The 21,960-nt window shown below is 44.7% G+C and carries 17 protein-coding genes; 10 read left to right on the top strand and 7 right to left on the bottom strand.

The window, feature by feature from the left end:
- Positions 1–56: 56 nt before the first annotated feature.
- The gene (locus KXJ80_RS15045; protein WP_218738402.1) at positions 57–2,285 is read right to left on the bottom strand and encodes a M3 family metallopeptidase; all 2,229 of its coding nucleotides are present in this window, start codon (positions 2,283–2,285) and stop codon (positions 57–59) included.
- Positions 2,286–2,558: 273 nt separating this feature from the next.
- On the opposite strand from KXJ80_RS15045, the gene KXJ80_RS15040 reads away from it, so the two are divergent.
- The 3 genes from KXJ80_RS15040 (at position 2,559) to KXJ80_RS15030 (ending at position 6,955) form a co-directional block, all read left to right on the top strand.
- Positions 2,559–4,154, top strand: coding sequence for a dipeptidase (locus KXJ80_RS15040; protein ID WP_218738403.1), 1,596 nt, complete (start codon positions 2,559–2,561; stop codon positions 4,152–4,154).
- 312 nt (positions 4,155–4,466) lie between these two features.
- Positions 4,467–4,925, top strand: coding sequence for a hypothetical protein (locus KXJ80_RS15035; RefSeq protein WP_218738404.1), 459 nt, complete (start codon positions 4,467–4,469; stop codon positions 4,923–4,925).
- Between the two features lie 215 nt (positions 4,926–5,140).
- Complete coding sequence (locus KXJ80_RS15030) at positions 5,141–6,955, top strand: DUF4365 domain-containing protein (protein WP_218738405.1); 1,815 nt, start codon at positions 5,141–5,143, stop codon at positions 6,953–6,955.
- Between the two features lie 473 nt (positions 6,956–7,428).
- Here KXJ80_RS15030 and KXJ80_RS15025 read toward each other — a convergent pair whose 3' ends face one another.
- Positions 7,429–7,644: a hypothetical protein gene (locus KXJ80_RS15025; protein WP_156143182.1), complete on the bottom strand. Its 216-nt coding sequence runs from the start codon at positions 7,642–7,644 to the stop codon at positions 7,429–7,431.
- A 352-nt stretch (positions 7,645–7,996) separates the two neighbouring features.
- Between KXJ80_RS15025 and KXJ80_RS15020 the strand changes: the two genes are divergently transcribed.
- Positions 7,997–10,090, top strand: a complete 2,094-nt coding sequence (locus tag KXJ80_RS15020; protein WP_218738629.1) for a TonB-dependent siderophore receptor — start codon at positions 7,997–7,999, stop codon at positions 10,088–10,090.
- 253 nt (positions 10,091–10,343) lie between these two features.
- Here the strand turns inward: KXJ80_RS15020 and ggt are convergent, their stop codons facing one another.
- Positions 10,344–12,083, bottom strand: coding sequence for a gamma-glutamyltransferase (ggt, locus tag KXJ80_RS15015; RefSeq protein ID WP_218738406.1), 1,740 nt, complete (start codon positions 12,081–12,083; stop codon positions 10,344–10,346).
- A gap of 109 nt (positions 12,084–12,192) precedes the next feature.
- Here ggt and KXJ80_RS15010 point away from each other — a divergent pair, with 109 nt between their 5' ends.
- On the top strand, positions 12,193–13,461 hold the full coding sequence (locus KXJ80_RS15010; RefSeq protein ID WP_218738407.1) for a GNAT family N-acetyltransferase: 1,269 nt from the start codon (positions 12,193–12,195) through the stop codon (positions 13,459–13,461).
- Between the two features lie 108 nt (positions 13,462–13,569).
- On the opposite strand, the gene KXJ80_RS15005 is transcribed toward KXJ80_RS15010, so the two are convergent.
- Positions 13,570–14,193 carry a LysE family translocator gene (locus KXJ80_RS15005; RefSeq protein WP_218738408.1) on the bottom strand — a complete coding sequence of 208 codons (624 nt, stop codon included), beginning with the start codon at positions 14,191–14,193 and terminating at the stop codon, positions 13,570–13,572.
- 720 nt (positions 14,194–14,913) lie between these two features.
- Positions 14,914–15,342 carry a hypothetical protein gene (locus KXJ80_RS15000; protein ID WP_218738409.1) on the bottom strand — a complete coding sequence of 143 codons (429 nt, stop codon included), beginning with the start codon at positions 15,340–15,342 and terminating at the stop codon, positions 14,914–14,916.
- Between the two features lie 371 nt (positions 15,343–15,713).
- Here KXJ80_RS15000 and KXJ80_RS14995 point away from each other — a divergent pair, with 371 nt between their 5' ends.
- The 5 genes from KXJ80_RS14995 (at position 15,714) to KXJ80_RS14975 (ending at position 19,389) form a co-directional block, all read left to right on the top strand.
- Positions 15,714–16,241 carry a YbhB/YbcL family Raf kinase inhibitor-like protein gene (locus tag KXJ80_RS14995; protein WP_256931091.1) on the top strand — a complete coding sequence of 176 codons (528 nt, stop codon included), beginning with the start codon at positions 15,714–15,716 and terminating at the stop codon, positions 16,239–16,241.
- A 10-nt stretch (positions 16,242–16,251) separates the two neighbouring features.
- A complete protein-coding gene (locus KXJ80_RS14990) occupies positions 16,252–17,412 on the top strand; it encodes an L-dopachrome tautomerase-related protein (protein ID WP_218738411.1) in 1,161 nt (386 codons plus the stop codon).
- 24 nt (positions 17,413–17,436) lie between these two features.
- Positions 17,437–17,898, top strand: a complete 462-nt coding sequence (locus KXJ80_RS14985; RefSeq protein ID WP_037417625.1) for a VOC family protein — start codon at positions 17,437–17,439, stop codon at positions 17,896–17,898.
- Between the two features lie 88 nt (positions 17,899–17,986).
- Complete coding sequence (locus KXJ80_RS14980) at positions 17,987–18,898, top strand: glycine betaine ABC transporter substrate-binding protein (protein WP_218738412.1); 912 nt, start codon at positions 17,987–17,989, stop codon at positions 18,896–18,898.
- Positions 18,895–19,389 (top strand): Atu1372/SO_1960 family protein, encoded by a 495-nt coding sequence (locus tag KXJ80_RS14975; protein ID WP_218738413.1) that lies wholly within the window; start codon positions 18,895–18,897, stop codon positions 19,387–19,389. Before KXJ80_RS14980 ends, KXJ80_RS14975 begins: the two co-directional genes overlap by 4 nt.
- A 94-nt stretch (positions 19,390–19,483) precedes the next feature.
- On the opposite strand, the gene hppD is transcribed toward KXJ80_RS14975, so the two are convergent.
- Positions 19,484–20,524, bottom strand: a complete 1,041-nt coding sequence (gene hppD, locus KXJ80_RS14970) for a 4-hydroxyphenylpyruvate dioxygenase (RefSeq protein ID WP_037425350.1) — start codon at positions 20,522–20,524, stop codon at positions 19,484–19,486.
- A 115-nt stretch (positions 20,525–20,639) separates the two neighbouring features.
- Positions 20,640–21,800, bottom strand: a complete 1,161-nt coding sequence (locus KXJ80_RS14965) for a homogentisate 1,2-dioxygenase (protein WP_218738414.1) — start codon at positions 21,798–21,800, stop codon at positions 20,640–20,642.
- Positions 21,801–21,960 lie beyond the last annotated feature (160 nt).

Genomic DNA, 21,960 nt, shown 5'->3' with positions numbered 1-21,960 from the left:
TTTTGATTAGATACTTGGTAAAACGCCAGCATGGCATTTACCGTGCTGGCGGTTGATTACTCAGCAAGTAAACCGCGGCTACGCAACAACGGTTCGATTCCTGCCTCTTTTCCACGAAATTTTTTATACATCAACATAGGGTCGTCACTGCCACCCTTAGACAAGATGTTGTTACGGAAGGCATCTGCGGTTGCTTTATCGAAAATGCCATTTTCTTTAAAGGCTTCGAAGGCATCGGCACCTAAAATATCCGACCAGAGGTAGCTGTAGTAACCGGCTGAATAACCGCCCGCGAAGATATGCGAGAAGTAAGTGCTGCGGTAACGTGGGCTGATCTCATTAATCAATCCCATGGCGGCTAAGGAGTCGGCCTCAAACTTGGCGGCATCCTTAGGCGTGGTATCGGTCAGGGTGTGCCAATCTAAATCGAGCTTTGTGGCGGCCATATATTCAACGGTCGCAAAGCCTTGGTTGAACTTGCTGGCGGCTTGGATTTTTTTCACCAGTTCCTGCGGGATCACTTCACCGGTTTTGTAGTGCTTCGCAAATTGCGCGAGCACTTCAGGCTGAGTCATCCAGTTTTCGTTGACCTGTGAAGGGAATTCTACATAGTCGCGCGGTACTGCCGTTCCGCCTTGTGAGCGATATTCGACATTGGATAACATGCCGTGCAGCGCATGACCAAACTCATGGAACAGGGTGCTGGCTTCATCGAAGGTGAGTAACGCTGGCTCATTACCCGCTGGACGAGGGTAGTTCAACACGTTGACAATAATGGGTTTAGAATCGACGCCGTTCATATGGTATTGCTTGCGGAACGAGTTCATCCAAGCGCCGCCGCGTTTGCTATCACGGGTAAAATAGTCGCCCATAAAGATGGCCATAAGCTTGCCGTCTTTATCGTACACTTCCCAAGTACGCACCTCGGGGTTGTATTTGGGTAAGTCGGTACGTTCTTTAAAGGTTAAGCCATAGAGGCGATTGGCCGTATAGAACACGCCTTTTAAAGTGCTGTCGAGGGAGAAATAAGGGCGAGTTTGCTGCTCGTTAAAGCTGTACTTTGCGACACGGATTTTGTCGGCGTAGTAATCCCAATCCCAGGCTTGCAGCTTAAACTTGCCACCTTGGTTGTCGATTAATGCCTGCATATCTGCAACTTCGGCCTTGGCTTGGGCAAGCGCTGCTGGCCAGACTTTGTTGAGTAAGCCATAGACATTTTCTGGTGTCTTGGCGGTGCGCTCTTCTAACACAAAATCTGCATGGGTTTTATAGCCCATGAGCTGTGCACGTTCGGCGCGCAGCGCGGCAATTTTTGCCAGAATGACTTTGTTATCATTGGCATTATTGTTGTTACCTCGCTCGATATACCCCTTATAGAGTTTTTCGCGTAATTCGCGATTATCGGCATAGGTTAAAAACGGCGTGATAGACGGGCGTGACGTGGTAAATACCCATTTACCTTCATGGCCACGCTTTTTCGCGGTTTCGGCGGCAGTAGCAATCACATCGGCGGGTAAACCAGATAAGTCCGCTTGCTTATCAATCACTAGCTCGAAGGCATTGGTTTCAGCTAACAGATTGTCACCAAAGGCTAAGTTAAGTTTGCCGATTTCTTCATTCAGGGCGCGCAGCTTGGTTTTATCCTGCTCGCTGAGGTTAGCACCTCCACGGGTGAACGACTTATAGGTGTCTTCCAGTAATTTGGCCTGAGCCGTGTTGAGCTTTAGGCTGTCTTTGCTGTTATAAACGGCTTTAACGCGTTGAAACAGCTTATCATTCAATAAGATATCGTCTTCGGCGGACGATAACATTGGCGAGACTTCCTTGGAAATCGCTTGCAGCTCAGGAGTGGTATCAGCCCCAGTTAAGTTAAAGAAGACGTTGGAAACGCGGGTGACGAGATCGCCCGAAAACTCCATCGCTTCAATGGTGTTGGCGAAGGTCGGCTTGTCTTTATTATCGACAATCGCTTGGATTTCTTCGTGTTGTTGGGCGATACCCGCCTTAAATGCAGGGAGGAAATGCTCGGGCTTAATCTTATCGAAGGCCGGTATTTCCATAAACGTATCATAGGGTTTAAAGAATGGGTTGCTGGCATTTTGGCTGATGATTTGCGCCGACATGGCATTCGGTGCGACTTTCGCCTGCGTCGCAGCATCGCTATGCTGTGCACTGCAACTGCTTAAGGCGAGGGCGAGCGTGATAGCGCTAAAGGTTAGTGTGATTGCGCGTGGTTTGAGTGTTCGCGCGTTAAGGGCCTGTGATTTTAGGCTTAGTCCCTGCATGTCAATTCCCCGTTAGGTGATTATTATTCTGTCGGATTAATGGTGTTAACAACCATTAAGCTTATTTTAAGCTGACTGTTTAGCATGTATTCGCCTAAGGGTTCCATCGATTTTGTGTTTTGTTTGTAACAAATGGTTAGCCTGCGGTTTTTAACGGAAGAACTATGGCAAACTGAGCCCCGCACTAAGGCAATATTCGGCAAAGGATAAAGCCATTACTTTGGTGCGTTTGAATGTAAGTCCCTCATCATACAAATAATAAATAGGACCTCTATGGAATTGCCTCAGTTTGACTGTACGAGCCTTTGTCGTCGTTTTTCTTATTCCCTATTAGCCACTGCGTTGTGGACATCGCAAGCAGCAGCGTCATCCACTAGCCTTAGCCAAGATGCGCTTAAGGTGGCCGATTATGCGGTGAGCACCTATGACACGCAGATGGTTAAGAGTTTGGCGCATTTAATCAGTTTTAATACCCAAGCAGTGGAGGGGCAAACACCCGATACCAACCCCGCTTTTATTGGTTTTAAGTCGAGTTTAAAAAGCTTGAGCCAAGAACTCGGGCTCGATTATGCCGACCACGGTTATGTGGTGCTGATTGGCCTCAATGCCAATGTTGTCGATGCCCAACCCTCACAGGTTGAGAAATTGGGCATCGTCACCCACGGCGATGTGCAACCCGCCAATCCCGCGCTATGGGCCAAAAGCCCCTATGTGCTGGATACCGAGTCTGAACCTGGCAAGCTGATAGGTCGCGGCACTGAAGATGATAAAGGCGCGATTGTCACCGCCATGTATGCGATGAAGGCCATCAAAGATAAACAACTCAAACGGGAAAAACGCATTGAGCTGTTGGTGTATTTAGCTGAAGAGTCCGATTGGGATCCACTAAAAGCCTTTTTAGCCCATTACACTCCAGCACAGATGAATATCACCATAGATGCCGAGTATCCTGTCGTCACCGCCGAAAAGGGTTGGAGTAAGATTGGCTTTACTGTACCGAATCTTGAGTCAACGCAGGAGCAGGGCGTTGCAAAAGTTCCTAGCATAACGGCATTTTCTGGCGGCTATTTTGCTAGCCAAGTGCCGCAACAAGCCGAGGCGCAAATTCATGCCATTACCCCAAGCTTGTTTGAACAATTACAGGCGAGCGCCGCCAAGCAGCAGGGGATGAAGTATCGATTCGAGCGTACTTGCGAGCAGGCCGTGTGCGACTTGCATATTTTTGCCGACGGTAAGGCGGCCCATTCCTCCACACCAGAAGATGGGGTGAATGCTGTGACGCATTTGGCCGCGTTACTGAAGCCATACACTTGGCCTAAAACCACGGCGGCTTTAACTGTCGCCGCCATGAATGAGTTAGTGGGGTTGGGGATTTATGCCGAGCAGTTTGGCGAGCTAGCCTATAAAGATGATTTTATGGGCGCTTTAACGCTGGCACCCACTGTCGTTGCGCAAACGAGTAAAGGGACTGAAGTCACCATTAATTTACGTCGACCAGTGGGCAAAACGCCTGAGTTACTCTCAGCCCAAGCCAAGGACGCGCTGAACAAATTGCAAACTGAGCATCAAGTGACACTCATCGACGTGGAAAGTTATTGGGGCGAGCCTATGGTGATGAAGGATGCACCCCATCAGCAGACCTTACTCGATGTATTTGCTCACTTTACTGGCATAGCATCACCCAAACCCGTGGCCATTGGCGGCTCAACCAACAGTAAATTATTCCCCAACGCCTTAAGTTTTGGCCCCGCCATGCCGGGCGTGGAATACACTGGCCACACCGAGAAAGAATTTATTACCCATAAACAGTTTATGCTGAATCTGAAAATGTACACCGCCGCTTTTATTGAGTTAACCGCTGCAAAATAGTGTGCTTTTTAATGGGCTTGATTAATTAAAGCGATGGGTAAAATACAACATAGGGTGAAAGGCGCTGATTTCACGCCAAAACTCATCGGTTTATAAGATAATGGCGGCTAATCCGAAATAGCCGCCATTGCATTTAATCGTTAAAACAAGATAACAACTGTTTATCTAGCTAAAAGCTATTGCCCCATTCCTTCTTACTGCGACAACTAGTAGCGGCACTAAACTCGCGCTTGTTGACCAAATTTTAGTAATGCTACAGAGTGACTACACTATCGGTTGCGACTCAATTTTATATGATTCAAGGTGTATCTAATGCATTTATTTTGTGAATATTCTAGTATATGTTTTGATATTTTGGATGATGAGGGATGCTCGCTCATGGCCTTTTCAAGCGGTGAGTATTTCATTCATTATGTTGGCTATGATAACGAGCGTTTCGATAGTGAGTTATGTATTAAAAAAGGATTTTTTAAAGGAACTGATCTTGAAGTTTTAGAACAGCTAAAAAGACAAGGGAAGATCCCGCCAAAAAAGCCTGAAATTTACCTTGTTCTAGAGGCAAATGTATCTTTAATGACAACATTGAAGATTCAACTAATGGGTGAGGGCTTCATAAATGCACTTTATGCTTATGCTGAAAGTATTGAGGATAAAGTGTTTTCTAAATTGATCATTAGCAAAGCTGAGTCTATTTTAAAAAAAACTAAATTTGGGTATACAGCTGTGGAATCCCCTCTAGAATTCAAACAGATCCAAAGGAAGGTGTTTTAGTGAATGACTTTCTAAAATTATAAAATTTATGGTATGGGGGGGCCGCAGAAGCAGCTTAGCTCTGCCTCTATTTCTATCACCCAAATACCCCATTACTTGTTACGGCATCGTTTGCTGGAAGATTCTGGGACATTATTGTTGACCAAATTTTAATAATGCAACAGAGTGACGGTAATAACGGTGGCGATTCACCTATAAATTTAAAAGGTTTCACTATGAACGCAGGTGAGATTGGCGAAGCAGCAGGGCGAATTTTTAATTATAAAGCGCCACTTAATTGGATTATCAGAAGTCAAGAAGACCAAAATGACCATGGTATTGATTGTGAAATTGAGCTGAAAGACTCCAACGGAAGAGCTCTTGGTCAAGAGAGCGTGTTCAAGATTCAACTGAAAGGTCAAGAAAACTGCTCATTTATTGAGGATGGACAAAAGCTGTCTTTTTCGGTTTCTCGCGTCCGTCTTCAGTATTATCTCAAGTTCAATATTCCAGTGATATTGGTAGTTGTTGAAGTGTCTAGCGAAGGGGTTTACTGGATCTCTGTTACTAATAATCAAGATATCTTGGAGAAAGTACAAGACTCATCTACTGATACTTTGACTGTCCACTTACCTGTTGGGAATAAGCTAGAAAAAAACGATTCCGCAGCATTCGATAAATTATTGGTGGCTGTTCAAGAATGTTGGGACTTTCTGTCATTACGAGATCTAAAGCTTGTGGTTAACAACTGTAAAACCCTGCCCCCAGAAGCTTTGAATAGTTGTATCGAACAAGTTGGTGACGCTTTGTTCAAGGCTTACCATATCAAGTTGGACCAACTCCTACTTACTAGATCATTTAATGATCTTTATCAGCAAGCCAGTGACATTATTCAATCGCGCATTGTGCCACCTAAAGATAGGTTCTTGGCTACACTTTACTTCGATTATGCTTTTAAGATCGCTCCTTATAAACAAGTAAAAAACGAACAAGTTGAAGAGCAATTTAAGTTATGCGGATACTTAATTTTTTTTGCCAGAGAGCAAAAAGAGTCAGCTTATCGTCTTACTGCTATAGCAAAAGCAAGAAGCTCACTGTTTAACTTTAAAGTTGAACAACTTCATGCGCACCATCATTCAAATGAAAACTTCAAATCCGATAGTTTTGAATACTTGTTTATAAACCGAGAAATACATAAGCAATATCTTGATGCTTGTGCTCAGTTGCAGAAGATAATAAACATGTGCCATAGGCTGATTAACCGCAGTCAGTTTAATATCTTGGCTGATTTAATGTGTGATGTGGCATTATCTATAGGTATGTTTAAAACCATTCATAATGCACGTGGGTCAAATGAAGCTATTGCATTCCTAGATGAGTGGCTTGAAAAGATGCTGCACACAGTATTGATGTACTCGTCAATTGTTAGTGAAATGAGAAAAATTGAGCAGCTATATCTTATGGTCAATTTACAGTCCGAACTCAAAACTATTGTTAAGTTCGACGTTAGATCTTTAATTATCGAGCATTGTCCGAGTTCTGAAGAGTTATTGGATGCACTTGATAATGTAATGGCTAGTAAGGATCAACCCAAACCACTTTTTGAAACCAGCATTGAAGAGCAAAAGCAATTCTTTGCTTACATGGCTAAAAACCTTGGTATGGACCCAGACGATCCTACTTCGAGAGAAGGTCAGTTCATAGCAATAGGTTTAGCCAACTATGACCCTACAAATATTATTGGTCATTGTGAGCATATGTTTGTTGATTATCGACCGAGAGGGATAATAGCCCAACAGCTAGGAATGCACTCTCTGAGTATGCCGATCATGACTTGCTTAAAGCATAAGCACACAGTTGGAACGGGGAACTTGTTAATCAAAGCATTCGATAATTCTGATGGACCAGAGTTTGCGTTAGGATTTAAGCAACGTAATTGTGATAAGTGCTCTGATTGTTCACCAAGAGCAGATGATTGGGTCTGGAATTTGAAATGGCAGCAAGAAGAACGAACAAAACATGTCGAGTGGCTTGATAAGATAGACTTTTAATTATTTAAACAAGCAATTTAGAAATCAAACTTGGTTTTAAGCCAACAGTTGTTATACGCCAGTTGGAAAAGAAAACACGTAGTTTTGGTTAAACCGCAGTTATAACAAACGGTTGAAGAGGGACCGCCAACGAATAGCGTTTCTAGTCCCAATGAGTTGCGGTGTTTACGGTTGTTGTGCTTGTGCTTGAGTTTTGTGTTATGCGTTGCCAGCCTATTAGGGCGGGCGTTAACCCATAGAATTTTTAATCCAAAAATGACGAGTTAGAGCAACGGGTCTATCACATTTTTGTCCCAAAGGGAGTCAGTATCTTCTTTAAGATCGACATCCGAAATGACAGTTGAAACCAACACAAATTCAACTGTCTCTTGAAGAGTCTTCTGGCGAAACAACTCATTGCGATAATATTTTCGCTCTAAATTAACTGTTGGAATAAATCCTGAACAGTTAACTGTATTAACTAGAGTTTGTGACTATTCCAGGGGGATGCTCGGGGTTGTGATATCAGCTTTTAGCACTAAGACAATCAAGAAAATAACGCCTAATAACGGGAATAATCCCAGTATCGCGCCTAGCATCCCTGTGAGCTTAGGATTTGTCGTTTTTTTGCGACCGAGTGAATAACTCAATATGCCGAAAAACATCATGCTAGCGAAGAGTAACAGCAAAATCAGCAAGAACATTGACACAATAAATTCCTTTTTAATTCATATGTTAGAGCTGGATAATATAGAGTGAGTTAATGCTAAGTCAATCTTATTCATAAGGATTGAACGCATGGCGGTAAGTAATAGGTGAGTTTATCTATTGCTGAGTGAATCCTAAAGGCCCGTAAAACAGAGAGTATCGAATAAGATCTAGATGGCGATCTAGCTAGCCATGCTACATAAACCAACATTGAGGCCCGCCTTCAGCATGTGATGTTCCCAGCATTTTACAAATTTTGAGTGTAAATGTAATGAGAATTGTTATCATTTTTGTGTATTGATAATTATTTTCAATTAAAATGCATTTCTCAAACAACAATGATGGGGAATCATGATGCAAAAAACGCTGTTAGCTACACTCATTGCGAGTTTTTTATTCCTACCAAGCACCTACGCAAGTGAAGACAAGTCCGCGACTAATATTGAGGTCATTAGTATCAAGGGAAGTCGTTTAGATAAGGCCGCAACGGCAACAGGGTTACCTTTAACTCTGCGGGAAACTCCGCAATCCGTTACCATTATCGATCAAGAGTTTATTCAAAGTTTCTCACTTAATAGTGTTGCGGACTTAATGTTTTTAACCCCTGGCATTTATGCTCAAAAAGCTGAAACCAACCGCTATTTCTTTAGCTCTCGCGGTAATCCGATTACTAATTTCCAGTTTGATGGTGTGCCCGTTAACTATTCGAGTTTCTTTAATGACGCCTCAACTGACACTATATTATTTGACCGCGTCGAAGTGGTCCGCGGAGCAACGGGACTCTTAACTGGAGCGGGTGAACCATCGGCGGCAATTAACCTTATCCGCAAACGTCCTAAAGCGACACCTGGCGGCTATGTCAGCGCAAAAGTCGGTTCATGGGATAGCTACCGCGTTGAAGGCGATGCCTCTGTTGATGTGACGGATAGTGGTGCTGTGCAGGCTCGTTTTGCTGCTGCCTATGAAAAATCAGATAGTTATATTGACCTTGCCAAAGATGAAAACCTCCAAGTTTATGGCGTGATCACGGCAAAACTCAGTGACAGTACCTTATTTACCCTAGGTGCTGATTACAGTGACCGTGATCCAAAAGGCTCAACTTGGGGTGGTCTTCCTCTATTTTATGCGGATGGCAGTTTGGCCAATGATCTATCTCGCTCGACCACAACCGCAGCCTCTTGGTCGAGTTGGCAACGTAATGGCGCGAATGTCTTTGCCACGCTTGAACATGATTTTGATAATAATTGGGACCTTAAATTTGACGTCGAACATCGTGAAGATGAGATGGACGGACACTTGCTGTATCTCTATGGCGCACCGGATAAAACAACAGGGTTAGGAATGGGGGCATCGGCGATGATCTATCAATCGACCCGTAAACAAGATGCAGCGCGACTATTTGCTTCAGGGCCATTTGAGCTCTTTGGTCGCGAGCATAAATTGACTGCTGGTTTATTGTATTCTAAGCAAGACACAACCGCAGATTCCTATTACCCATTGAATAGCATAAGTATTGGTAACTTCTTCGAATGGGATGGCTCAGTTGCCGAACCTAATTATCCGTCGACGCCAATCTATCAAGAAGGTGAGGAAATTCAAAAAGGGGCCTATCTCGCGACCCAAATTAATTTACATGATCAATGGATGTTGTTGCTGGGTGGCCGCATTAGCCAATATAAGTTTGAATCAAACGCGGCGGCTGACTACAACAATAGCGATGTTTTTACGCCCTACGCGGGCCTTATATACAACCTGAACGATAGCATCTCGATTTACACCAGTTATACCGAAATTTTCCAGCCACAGGATGCAAAAGACGCGAACAATAAGCGCTTAGATCCCATGACCGGAAATAATATAGAACTGGGTGCGAAAGGGGATTTCTTTGATGAGAAACTGACCGCCAGTATTGCCGTATTTAAAGTGCAAAAGGAAAATGTGGCAGAACGTGACCCAAATTATCCCACACCTCTACCAGATGGTAGCTATCCAATGCGTGGAGTGGACGGAACCAGTAACCAAGGTTATGAAGTTGAGTTGAACGGTAGACCAGTAGAAGATTGGGATCTGTTTTTCAGCTATACCCATAGTACATCGGAAGATCAAGACGGGGCAGCCTTTAGCACTCATCTACCGAAGGATCTGATTCGTTTATCCTCGCTTTATCACTTTGATGGTGCACTCGCGGATCTGACTGTCGGCGGTAACTTAAGCTGGCAGAGTAAAATTTACAAAGATGACGCAGGTCCCAATGGCGAGCGTTCCGAGCAAGATAGCTATTATCTAGTCAATCTGATGACAAGCTATCAACTGACAGACGATGCTAAAGTTCAACTAAATATCAATAACTTATTTGATAAAAAATATTACTCCAGCATTGATTTTTACAACCAAGGTTTCTTCGGTGAACCACGGAATATTGAGTTAAACCTAAGCTATAACTTTTAAATAATCATTCCTGTAAGTTAGAGCTGTAAATGCCGTGTCTATTACGACACGGCATTCACATCACTAGGTGGTCGTAAGGTTCAACATTCGCTGAAAATAACCACTTTGCTTTGTTGGTTTGCCCGATCCTTGCAGAGATAATCAATATCCGCGACTTGGTTTAAATGTTTTTAATCAAACCGGGCGCTTGGCCTTATCTCCAATTCATTGCTCCCATGCCTTTATTACATATCACTTGTATGCCAATCAGTGATTAGTAACCGACGGCTTCGCTACCTGAATGACGGGGATCGGTAGCGCCAAATATCCCTTGGTCTGTCACCATTATGGATTGAGTGCTACCCATGGCTGATTGCACTCTCACCTTATGGCCTTTGGCTTCGAGTAATGAAATGGTATCGCGGTTCAGGCTGGTCTCGACCCGCAGTTCATCGGGGAGCCATTGGTGATGTACCCGCGCAGCATTGCTGGCTTCGGCAATGTTTAAGCCGTGGTCAATTACGTTCATAATGATTTGCAGCGTGGTGGTAATGATGCGTGAACCGCCTGGGCTGCCCGTTACTAAGAAGGGTTTGCCGTCTTTCATCACTATGGTGGGGCTCATTGAACTTAATGGACGTTTATTACCTTCCACCGCGTTGGCATCGCCACCCACTAAGCCATAACCGTTAGGGGTACCTGGTTTTGCGGAAAAATCATCCATTTCGTTATTGAGTAAAATCCCCGTGCCTTTGGCGACTAAGCCCGAGCCGTAGCTGAAGTTTAAGGTGTAAGTGTTGGACACCGCATTGCCCCATTTATCGACCACCGAGAAGTGCGTGGTTTGGTCACTCTCATAGGGCGCTAGGTTACCGGGTTTGATTTCTTCGCTTGGCGTTGTTTTGTTCAGGGCAATTTGGCTGGCAATTTTTTGGGCGTAGTCCTTATCCGTTAGTTGCTTGACGGGCACTTTATAAAAATCGGGATCGCCTAAGTATTCGCTGCGATCGGCGTAGGCATGCTTCATGATTTCAGCCATCACATGGATAGTTTGCGCCGTATTGTGACCGAATTTATCGATAGGGAATTGCTGCAACACATTAAGCATTTCAATAATATGCACACCACCTGAAGATGGCGGAGGCATCGAAACCACCTCATATCCTCGGTATTGACCACGAACGGGTTCACGCTCAACAGCTTTGTAGTGTTTTAGATCTTCTAAGGTCATGATACCGCCAGCTTCTTGCACGGCCTTAACCAGCTTTTCTGCGGTTTCACCTTCGTAGAACCCTTTGGTGCCTTTCTCGGCGATGAGTTGCAGGGAGTGGGCGAGTTCTGGCTGCTTTAAAATATCATCCACTTGGAAGTCGCTACCGTCGGCCTTATAGAAGATGGCTGCTGTGCTTGGCCATTGACTCATGCGGCGCTTTAAGCCTGCAAGGGATACCGCCAAATCTGGGCTAACGCTAATCCCTTCCTGTGCCATTTTGATGGCGGGCGCTGTGACCTGTGCCATGGTCATCGTGCCATATTTTTCAAGGGCTAAACTCATGCCCATTACGGTGCCAGGTACACCGACAGCAAGGCCATGTTCACGGCTTAATTTAGTCACCGCATCGCCATTCTCATCGAGGAAAATGTCTTTTTTCGCCTTTGAAGGCGCCTTTTCCCGATAATCGATAGCGATAGTTTTATTTTCTTTGGCCAGATGAACGAGCATAAAGCCACCGCCGCCAATATTGCCAGCACGGGGTAAGGTAACCGCTAAACTGAATGCCACCGCCACCGCAGCATCGACGGCATTACCGCCTTGTTTCAAGATTTCAACCCCTGTGCGACTGGCCAAGGTTTCTTGGCTGGCGACCATGCCATGTTTTGCCCATACGGGTTGTGCCGTGGCCATTTGGCTGAAAATCGAAGGCTCTTCAGCATGGAGAGTGGGCGAAGACAATAAAGGCAGTGCCATGGCGATGGCGAGAATAAGAGGTCTAAAAGGTACTGCGCGGCGCATATACAATCCTGAATTTATTTTCATTATGACTATGCAATGTGCCGAGAATTAGGCTTAATTGCAACCTTGGATCTTGGCTTAGTGTGTTTAACGGATAAGAATTCAACTCATGAGACAACTCATTTTCGCTTTTGCCAGCGCGGCGCAGAGTATCGCCGCCGATAATTGGGATAGCTTGATGGGGAGGGATAATCCCTTTGTCCGACATGCCTATTTACTGAGCTTAGAGGAGAGTTTGTCGGCCTGCGCCGCCACGGGGTGGCGTCCACATCATCTGTATGTTTTCGACGCCACCGGCAGTGAATTTGCACAAGAATTAGCGCCTGATACCGTAATCATTAGTCCAAAAGATGCCGCAGATTTTATGGCTTTACCGCTGCTGGCATTGATGCCGCTTTATCAAAAATCCCACTCCTATGGCGAATATGTGTTTGATTGGGCGTGGGCGCAGGCCTATGAGCGTCATGGTCTTGAATATTATCCTAAATTATTAAATGCCATACCGTTTACCCCAGTGCAGGGGCGGCGGATGGGGCTCTCGCCTACGCTTTTGGCAGAGGAGGCGCAGCAGCTAAGTCTTGCCGTATTGTCTTGTTTAAATGGGCAATTAGCGAATGCGGATACGCCTATGTCCTCTTGGCATAGTTTATTTGTCTCGTCTTCGCAGCAAGCACTATTTACTGAGGCATCGAATCACACCGCCCTTCGGCGTCTAAGCACTCAGTTTCATTGGCATAACCGTGGCTATAAAGATTTTGCAGCCTTTTTAGCGGCGCTCACCTCCCGTAAGCGCAAAAATATCCTTAAGGAGCGCGCCCAATTACAGCCCTATGGTTTGCAATATGAGTTTGTTGCGGGAGCGGAGATTAGCAGTCAGCAATGGCAGCATTTTATTGAATGTTATCAACTAACCTACCTTAAACGATCCGGCCATCGCGGCTACTTAACCCCGACATTTTTTTACATGATCGCCGAGCGTTTGGCCGAACAGATTGTGCTGTTGGTGGTAAGTGATGCAAAAGGGCAGATGATTGCGGGCGCGCTGTATTTTACGGGCCGCAACGAGCAAGGGCAGACGTGCCTGTTTGGCCGTTACTGGGGCAGTATTGTCGAGCTTGAGGGATTGCACTTTGAGGCCTGTTATTATCAGGGCATCGAATATTGCATCGCCCATGGCATTGATCTATTTGATGCAGGCGCGCAGGGCGAACATAAAGTACTGCGCGGGTTCGAGCCTGTGGCGCTCTATTCCTACCATAATATTGCCCATCCTGAATTTAAGCGGGCGATTGCGCATTTTACCGAGGAGGAAGCTGCGCAAATGGAAGTGTATATACAGCAGATGCGTGAGGTATTGCCCTATAAGAAGGGCCAATAGCCACCATAAACCTAAAGCGTAGTGTCAACAAATCCGTTGGCGCGATGCGAATGATGCTATACAAAAAGTGATGTGCTAAGCACATATGACTCAAGACGGCATGTTTGATTAGCTCATCGCTAACCAGATCCCAACACCAATCATTAGGCTGCCGGCGATACGATTTAGCCAACGAATGTTATCGCCGCGACTTAAAAAGATCCGCAAACTTTTGCCACCACTCGCGTAGGCCAACATAGAAGTAAACTCTGTCACCATAATAATACTCAGTAGAGCAAGGAGTTGCGGCGCGACTTCCAGTTCTGCATTAATAAAGGGCGGTAGGAGTGACACCATAAACGCCCAACCCTTAGGGTTGGCAATGGCGGTAATAAAGCCCTGTGAAATTAAGGTAAAGTTACTGGCTCTTGGATTAGTGTCATCATCGCTGAGCATCGCCATCTTGCCTCGAGCACGCCACATCTGCACACCGATATAGCCTAAGTAAATGCCGCCAACCCATTTAAACACCTGAAAAACCTCAGGATAATTAAGCATGATGCTAGCTACGCCCATGACTGCCGCTGTAGCTACCAAGGCAACTCCCACAAGCTCGCCGAGCATCATCCACAGGGTGCGGCGTACACCAATGCTCATCCCGAGTGTCATGGCGAGTGTCATACACATACCCGGGGTGATAGAAACAAAAAAGAATGTCGGAATAAAAACAGCGAGTAAGGCAAAGTCTGGCATGGTCTAAGCGGTCTATATGAAATTAACTGGAACGCTAGTGTAATGAAAATGCTTAAGTTAGCCAACGTAGACAGGATGATGTTTCTTTTTCTATGGCTGAATGGGATTACTTACCGCTAACTCTCTGTTTCGAATGAGGGGGAGTGAACCATCAGGATGATTGCCAAGAGCTAGTAGTCCAATTTACAAAAAGAACGGTTATGGTTTGTTTAAATAGGATTTCCTGTAAACAAGTCTCTTGTAATCGTATCGTTTAAAGATGAGCAGGCTATGCTCGCGTTTTTACATGTGATTAACCGTGAACCCAATTAGGCTGATATTGATATAAGACTTTTAAAACAGTACTTTTTAAATAATCAATTATGTTTAAATGAGCAATTGTGTAACTTCAGGTTCGCATTCGGTATCAATTAAATATACGCATTCTTGGCTAACAATATAATAACTGTATAACTGAGTGTAAATGTGTTTGCCTAGCTCACCATAACAATCAAGCCGGGTATTTTTTACCGACTTCCATATCGGCCATGGCAACCTAAAATATTCACTGCTTTTTGCGCTGATGTTTAGGTCTTCATCTAACGGAAAGGTAATGTAATCGTATCGTTTAAAGATGAGCAGGCTATGCTCGCGTTTTTACATGTGATTAACCGTGAACCCAATTAGGCTGATATTGATATAAGACTTTTAAAACAGTACTTTTTAAATAATCAATTATGTTTAAATGAGCAATTGTGTAACTTCAGGTTCGCATTCGGTATCAATTAAATATACGCATTCTTGGCTAACAATATAATAACTGTATAACTGAGTGTAAATGTGTTTGCCTAGCTCACCATAACAATCAAGCCGGGTATTTTTTACCGACTTCCATATCGGCCATGGCAACCTAAAATATTCACTGCTTTTTGCGCTGATGTTTAGGTCTTCATCTAACGGAAAGGTAATATTACGATTACCAACATGACTCAAAAAACTCTGATAGCTTGATTCATCAACTACCTGTAATCCCGCAATGGTATCGAAATGGATTGTCATGGTCACAGACTCTTGCTGCCAACTAAGTGTTAATGAAAGATTATCTAGTTGGCAATGTACTAATGGATAGGGCTTTAGCGGAGTCTTAAGTGGAAACCAAGGCTGATACATGGATTTTTCCTCAATTTTTGAATAGAAAGCAGCTGAATAGAAAGTAGCTGAATAGAAAGCAGCCTAAGCATAAAGGTCATATTAAGTGGCATTGCAGTTTTATGGCCGCGAGATACGGTAAATTATGTTGATGTGATTTAGTGATTAATATGCAGCATAACTTATTCAATTAAAAAATACCTTAAGAGATTATCTAATAATTTTTGAAACTAATATCAATAAAGCGTGACTTATCAAACTAAGAACTCAGGTTATGCTTGTTCATAATTTTATTTCTATAGTGAGTGAATACGATGATACAAGGATTTTCTACTGCTTATTTGTTTCAATTGTCTCTTATAACCAGTGCTATGTTATTAAGTCCGGCAAGCATGAGTGCGCAAGATAAACCCATTAAAACGACTTCATTAGATAGCGCTACAACGTTTAGCTTGCAGAGTAATTTAACACCTAATGCCTCTATTCCGGCCGATTATTATTGGAATCAATTTGGTTGTTCGGGTGCCAATCTGGCTCCAAAGTTAACCTGGGAACACGTCCCAAAAGGTACTCAAAGTTTTGCGGTCACTTTTTATGATAAAGATGCCCCCACTGGTAGTGGTTTCTGGCATCGAGTGGTTTACAACATTCCATCACAAATCAATCAATTGGAAGGTGGGGTAAATGGAGGAACATTACCCGCTGAGGCGATTGAGGCCAATACGGATTTAGGTAAGCCAGGATTTTTTGGCCCTTGCCCACCTAAGGGACGTGAACACCGATATGTATGGACAGTGCATGCCTTGGATGTTGCGAAGTTACCGATTGACGCGAATGCTAGTCCCGCCTTAGTGGGTTTTTATCTATGGCAACATCGCCTAGCTGAAGCAAACTTGACTGTATTAGCGGGTTCAAAATAGGAGCAAGCTTATGAAATTTAATTCTTATCACCCCCTCATCGCTTCGCTCGTCATGTTAACAGGCCAAGCATTTATCTCACCTAGCCTGATGGCTCAGCAAGCGGCAATACCACAGGCGCAACCTGAGGTTTATGCCACGCTTGATGGTGCTGTTGGCGGCATTAGTTTTACCTCAACCGATAGGCTTATCTTTAGTTATCACCCTTTTTATCAACCTAAAGTCAAGGTGGGTGAATTGTTGGCAGATGGCAAAGTAAACCCATTTCCTAATTCAGATTGGCAACAATGTCATGATCCTCAAGGAAAACCGAAAGATCCTAATACTTGTTTAAATTGGGTTTTAGGTTTGCGAACCGACGATCGGGACCGAGTATGGTTGCTCGATTCTGGCCAAGCTGAACCCCGAATTGAGCCTAAGTTGGTGGCATGGGATACCCGTAAAAATCAATTAGACCGGATTATTCCGTTGCCATTCCCTGTGTCTATTCCTGAATCGCAGCACAATGACTTTGTTATTTCAAACCGTCATCAAGCAATTGTGATTGCTGATGAAGGTATTGCAACGGGTCCTGTTGGTGATAAGGCTGCCTTAGTTGTCGTGGATTTAACCACGGGTAAGAGTCGGCGTGTATTACAGGGGGATACTAGCGTGATGCCTGATCTGAAGCGACCACTGATTATTGATAGTACCAGTGCCAATCCAAAGCGTATTGACGTGTTTGTTGGCGCCGATGGTATTGCCTTAGACAGTGCCCAACATTGGCTTTATTTTGCGCCGATGAATAAGGACAAAGTCTATCGTGTCGCGATGGCAGATCTACTTAACCCGGATCTCAGCCCGAAGGCGCTGTCCGCCAAGGTTGAAGAATACGCGGATAAGCCAAATAACGGCGGGTTAAGCATTGATTCAGCAGATAATCTTTATCTAACCGATGTGGGTGAGCGCGCTATCGGCATTATCCCTGCCACGGGTCGCGAATATCAAACCTATGTGCATGACGAGCGCATGGTGTGGCCTGATGGTGTGAGCTTTGGCAAAGAGGGCTACCTGTATACTGGCGCTGCCCAACTGCCGCTGTCAGCTGCATTAAACAATGGCAAATCAGAAAATCGTCCACCTTATTATATCTTCCGCTTTAAGCCATTAGCTGCCGGCGTTCCGGGTAACTAACTGTTAAAACCAGGAGTAAATCACATGAATATTGTTGGATTAGACCACTTTACGATCCGTACCCCGATATTGGCTGAAACGGTTCAGTTTTATCAAGTCATCCTTGGGTTAACGCAAGGTTGGCGGCCACGGTTTGGTTTTCCTGGTCATTGGCTTTATGCGCAAGAGAAACCTATTTTGCATTTAGTGGAAGTTGGCAGTCGAGCGTTAGATGCTTATTTGGGCGAGAGCAGTGCACTGTTTGGTTCGGGTCGGGTTGATCACCTTTCTTTTCGGGGGACGAATTTGGCCCAAATGCAGCAGCATCTATGCCGACAACAATGCCCATTTAGGGAGCGAATTGTCCCAGAGATTGGAGAGCATCAATTATTTATTGAAGATCCCAATGGCATTACGGTGGAAATGATTTTTCCCTATGCAAGAGATAACGCCATCGTGGGTGTCGCGATGGAAAGACTGGCAATTTTGCCTGAGGGATCAGCCTAAATGTCGCAAGTCGATCTCGCACGATAGCACAATTGATAACCGTGGGCGTGTTGCCTCATCTAGCTTGTTTTCCCTTGGAGCGATAGCAATGAACTTAATCGATGATCTTCAACAAAAACAATTATGTAATGACCAACATGCCCATCATCACACAATGCCAATTCGTTTAGGTGTAACGGATTTAAGCTTTCATCGGGTAACGGCAGCAGTTGTTGCCCAAGTAATGCGACGGATGGGCAAACAAGTTGAGCTAAGTTATGCCCTGCATGAGGCCAATTTTAATCGGCTCAAGCTTGGGCAGATAGATTTGCTTTGCTCGGCTTGGTTACCTCACAGTCATGGCGTGTATCGGCAGGAGGTTGAGACTCAAGCCCCAACGCGTGAATTAGGGCTACATTATGAGCCTTACGCACTTTGGGGTGTACCAGATTATGTGCCTGAAGATGCGGTTTCACGCATCGAAGACTTGCTTAAACCTGAGGTAAAACAACGGATGCGGCCGATTATTCAAGGCATTGGTGATGGTGCAGGTATCACCCGTTTTTCTAAAGATATCATGGCGCAATATGGATTAGCTGCGGCAGGTTATCAGTTTAGAACGGGTACTCAGGCCGATTGTGTGGCGGCATTTGAATCGGCAGTGTCAGTACGGGACTGGGTCATTGTGCCATTGTGGCATCCGCAATTTTTACACCATCAATATGGTATTCGTGATCTTCAGGACTCAAAAGGGTTACTCGGGGGAAAAGATAAAGCAGTTTTGCTCGCCCGTGAACGCGAGTTAGCGATTAATTTCTCGCCTGCACAAATTCAAGTACTTGATAACATAGTGTTATCGAATCAAATTGTTGCAGAACTCGATTATGCGGTTAATCGACAAGGAATGACGGAAGATGAGGCCGCTGCGAACTGGCTAGAAGCCAATCCTTCGCATTTTACGACGTGGTTAGCTCCGCTGCTTAATCCTACAAATGCCTCTTCTTCGGAGATGACATTATGATGAACACTCCCGAATCGCGGTTAGTGGCTGCTGGGCTTGAATTACCTGAAGTTGCAGCGGCGCTTGGAAATTACGAACCTTATTCAATTGTTGGTAGCCAATTAATGACTTCGGGTCAGTTTCCCTATTTACAGGGAAAGCTTAAGTATCAAGGACAATTGGGCGCAGATCATACTGTTGGTGAAGGTTACGCGGCCTGTCGTCTTGCTACCCTAAATGCCATCGCGCAATTGAAACAGGCTTGTGGTGAGCTGTCGCGAATAAAACAAATTTACCGCTTAGAAGGGGTGCTAAATGTTCATCAATCTTGCTTTGAACATCCTAAAGCACTCGATGGCGCTTCGGATTTATTGCTCGAGATTTTCGGCGAAGCTGGGCGCCACAGCCGAATGATTTGGACTAACCCCGTCATGCCGTTAAACAGTTTATGTTTGGTCTATTTATTTGCCGAGTTACATGAGGATTCTCAACTCGAGCAGCAGACGGCATAAACCTAACCCATGTTTGCGGTTAAAAAGCTTAGCGATAAAAATGCCGCTCGCAGTAAAGCGAGCGGCATCATTCAATCTATCTCGCTCACTGTTGTTACAGTACGCCGCGGCGCATTTGATCGCGCTCAATCGATTGGAACAGGGCAGTAAAGTTACCTTCACCAAAACCTAAGTTGTTCTTACGTTGAATGATTTCGATAAAGATTGGGCCGAACAGGTTCTTAGTGAAGATCTGCAATAAATAGCCTGATTCGTCGCCGTCCACCAGAATTTGGTGATGCTTGATACGTTCACGGTTTTCGGTCACTTGCGGGACTTTATCGAAAATGGTGTCGTAATATTCGGGAATAATATCCAAGCATTGAATCGAGCTACCTTCCATTGCATCCAGAGATTTAACGATATCGCGGCTTCTAAAGGCTAAGTGTTGTACACCTGGACCATTGTATTCCTTCAGGTATTCATCGATTTGGTTCTTATCGTTGCCTTTACCTTCGTTAATCGGAATACAGAAACTGCCATCGGGTGAACGCAGGGCGTAGGACACCAGCGCAGTTTGTACGCCGCTGATGTCGAAGTAACGTACTTCAGTAAAACCAAAGATGTTTTTGTAGAAGTTCGCCCAATGCTCCATGGTGCCTTTATAGACGTTATTGGTTAAGTGATCGACTTCGATAAAGCCTTTCTCTTGGGTGATGACTTGCTCACTTAAGTCTTCAAAGTCAGTGGCATAGATATTGTTGTCGGCACCAAAGGTGTCGATAAAATAAATTAAGCTATCGCCAATACCATAAATCGCCGGATAGGGCAGATCTTTAGCCGAATCATCGGCCGCTTTGGCGCCGCGTTCCACCGCTACGCGGTGAGCAAAGCTGGCATCTTCCACACGCCAGCCCATAGAGCAAATAGCAGGACCGTGGGATTTGGCAAATTCTGCCGAAAACCCTTCGCGCTCCTTATTGAGCAGGAAGTTAATATCATTTTGTTTATAGTACAAAATATCTTTATTCTTGGCTTTTTTCAGCAGTGAAAAACCAAAATCAATAAACACTTTGTGCATAAAATCGCTGTCGGGGCTGGCGAATTCGGTAAATTCGATACCGAGTAGGCCCAATGGATTAAGTTCGCTTGCCATGATCTGTTCCTCTTGATTAATTCAACACGCAGTCACTCTTTTTGCCTTGTTTACGGTGGTGACTTACGGCTAGTTGCTTAGTTAATAAACCTTTCACTAGTTCTGCCGAGCAGATTTAGTTTTCTAGCCAGGAGCGGTTGTAGTCTTTACTCATGCAATTTTGCACATGTTCGGTTAATTTCAGTGGGGCGAAGGTGTCCACCATCACTGCATATTCATAGGTTTCTTTTTTGCCAATAGAGGCTTCGGTGCGGCCGGGCTGCGGGCCGTGCGCTACGCCTTTTTGGTGTAGGGTAATGTAGCCTGCTTCAATCCCAGTGCGGCTCATAAAGTCGCCATCGACGTAGTACAGTACTTCGTCACTATCGATATTGTTGTGGTAGTAAGGCGCGGGAATGGCGCGCTCATGGAAGTCATAGGGGCGCGGCACAAAGTTACATACCACAAAGTTGTGGGCGGTAAACACTAAGTGATCTGACGGCGGCAAGTGAATTTTGCCAACTTTAGGCGCGTATTCTGTGATGTTAAATGCCCAGGGGTAAACACAGCCGTCCCAACCCACAAGGTCAAAGGGATGCCACTCTAAGGTGGTCAGTTGGTACTTATCACCAAATTTACATACCAGCGGGAAGGCGCCGCGCTCAACTACGGCATCTTGCAATACGGGCGTGCGTAGATCGCGTTCACAATAGGGTGCTGACTCGAGTAATTGACCATATTCATTACGGAAATGCTTTGGCACTTCCACCATTGAAAAGGCTTCAATTACAAATAAGCGCACATTGCTGTAATCGTTAAATTTGAGCTGATGTGTGGTGCCGCGTGGGATCACTAAGTAGTCCCATTTTTTAATCTCTAGGGTGCCATATTCACTGTAGAGCGTGCCTTCACCTTCGTGCACAAACACCACTTCATCGGCGTAGGCATTGCGGTAAAACTCCGCGGTGTCTTGGGTGACTTTTGCGGTGTAAAGTGCCACATCATTGTTATAGAAGATTTTATTGCGGGCACTGAAGAAGTTGCCTTCACGATCGGCCGTGCGAGAGTCCAATTTATAGTTTTGAACTAAAGAATCTTCCCATTGGGCACCGTGACCGAGGTGGTAAGGAGCGACTTCTAGCGCCTTCGTTGGCATATTGTGATGATATTTATTGGAATAAATATTGGAAAAACCATGGGTTGAAAACAGCTCTTCACGATATAGCTCGCCGTTTTCCTTCTCAAATGCGATATGGCGCTTATGGGGGACTTGGCCTTGTTTCACATAAAATGGCATGGTGGATCCTTGAGGTTTTATGCGCCGTGAGCGGGGCTCTACAGGGCTTATTGTTATGTTGCAAGTTGCATTACTGTGATCTTCTTATCAATTTAGTTGCTTAGATGAACAAAAAAAAGAATAATAAATCTGTCGTCTCAATCTAAAAAATAGATGGTAT

This window comes from Shewanella xiamenensis (assembly GCF_024971755.1).
Lineage (GTDB): Bacteria > Pseudomonadota > Gammaproteobacteria > Enterobacterales > Shewanellaceae > Shewanella > Shewanella xiamenensis.
Note: the sequence above shows the minus strand (reverse complement) of the source record. Positions and strands in the feature narration are given on the sequence as shown.

Excerpts from the sequence above, each read along its gene's own strand:
- KXJ80_RS15035 (WP_218738404.1), top strand. The coding sequence starts at position 4,467 with ATGCATTTATTTTGTGAATATTCTAGTATATGTTTTGATATTTTGGAT.
- KXJ80_RS14985 (WP_037417625.1), top strand. The coding sequence starts at position 17,437 with ATGAATATTGTTGGATTAGACCACTTTACGATCCGTACCCCGATATTG.
- KXJ80_RS14975 (WP_218738413.1), top strand. The coding sequence starts at position 18,895 with ATGATGAACACTCCCGAATCGCGGTTAGTGGCTGCTGGGCTTGAATTA.
- KXJ80_RS15005 (WP_218738408.1), bottom strand. The coding sequence starts at position 14,193 with ATGCCAGACTTTGCCTTACTCGCTGTTTTTATTCCGACATTCTTTTTT.
- KXJ80_RS15030 (WP_218738405.1), top strand. The coding sequence starts at position 5,141 with ATGAACGCAGGTGAGATTGGCGAAGCAGCAGGGCGAATTTTTAATTAT.
- ggt (WP_218738406.1), bottom strand. The coding sequence starts at position 12,083 with ATGCGCCGCGCAGTACCTTTTAGACCTCTTATTCTCGCCATCGCCATG.
- KXJ80_RS14995 (WP_256931091.1), top strand. The coding sequence starts at position 15,714 with ATGAGTGCGCAAGATAAACCCATTAAAACGACTTCATTAGATAGCGCT.
- KXJ80_RS14965 (WP_218738414.1), bottom strand. The coding sequence starts at position 21,800 with ATGCCATTTTATGTGAAACAAGGCCAAGTCCCCCATAAGCGCCATATC.
- KXJ80_RS15045 (WP_218738402.1), bottom strand. The coding sequence starts at position 2,285 with ATGCAGGGACTAAGCCTAAAATCACAGGCCCTTAACGCGCGAACACTC.
- KXJ80_RS15000 (WP_218738409.1), bottom strand. The coding sequence starts at position 15,342 with ATGTATCAGCCTTGGTTTCCACTTAAGACTCCGCTAAAGCCCTATCCA.
- KXJ80_RS15020 (WP_218738629.1), top strand. The coding sequence starts at position 7,997 with ATGCAAAAAACGCTGTTAGCTACACTCATTGCGAGTTTTTTATTCCTA.
- KXJ80_RS14980 (WP_218738412.1), top strand. The coding sequence starts at position 17,987 with ATGAACTTAATCGATGATCTTCAACAAAAACAATTATGTAATGACCAA.
- KXJ80_RS15040 (WP_218738403.1), top strand. The coding sequence starts at position 2,559 with ATGGAATTGCCTCAGTTTGACTGTACGAGCCTTTGTCGTCGTTTTTCT.
- KXJ80_RS15010 (WP_218738407.1), top strand. The coding sequence starts at position 12,193 with ATGAGACAACTCATTTTCGCTTTTGCCAGCGCGGCGCAGAGTATCGCC.
- hppD (WP_037425350.1), bottom strand. The coding sequence starts at position 20,524 with ATGGCAAGCGAACTTAATCCATTGGGCCTACTCGGTATCGAATTTACC.
- KXJ80_RS14990 (WP_218738411.1), top strand. The coding sequence starts at position 16,252 with ATGAAATTTAATTCTTATCACCCCCTCATCGCTTCGCTCGTCATGTTA.